This window comes from Helicobacter sp. MIT 03-1616 (genome assembly GCF_000765685.2).
Classification (GTDB): Bacteria; Campylobacterota; Campylobacteria; order Campylobacterales; family Helicobacteraceae; genus Helicobacter_C; species Helicobacter_C typhlonius.
This window is the reverse complement of sequence record NZ_JROY02000044.1, coordinates 1-450: the sequence shown is the minus strand read 5'-3', so window position 1 is coordinate 450 and position 450 is coordinate 1. Positions and strand designations below refer to the sequence as shown.

At 31.3% G+C, this 450-nt stretch carries 1 protein-coding gene; it reads left to right on the top strand.

The window, feature by feature from the left end:
• Window positions 1-304, top strand: a 304-nt coding sequence (locus LS67_RS09730) for a hypothetical protein (protein ID WP_161594503.1), incomplete at its 5' end; no start/stop codon positions are given.
• Between the last annotated feature and the right edge of the window lie 146 nt (window positions 305-450).

The following is a 450-nucleotide window of genomic DNA, read 5'->3' as shown; positions in this document are numbered from 1 at the left end:
GGAAAGAAGCAAGTTTAAAGAGAATGAGCTTAAGGCTTTAAGTCAATTCTTAAACACGCCTTATACTTTTGAATCTACTCAAGAAAAAATTTCATCTGCCAAAATAGAAAGAACAAAAATGATTGCAGATTCTCGCCTTGATATTGATGAGTTTATAGATTGGTATTGTAAAAAACAAGATATACGCAATAAAAGCTTCTACGAAGCAAGTCTAAAAGAGAAAATACAAGCTAATACATTTGAAAATTTTAAGCAACTTTATAAAGAATTTGAGTATGATAGGGCTAAAGGAATGGGTAGATGAGTAGAAAAGAAAGAGTAAAGACAATGTTAGATATGCTAAAGGCTATCATTATAGCTTTTTTGACAGCATTGTTTGGTTTATTTGGGTATGCTGTAATAAACTATGAAAAGCTAGATATGGTTAGAGCTTTAGGCGTTGTCTTTGGG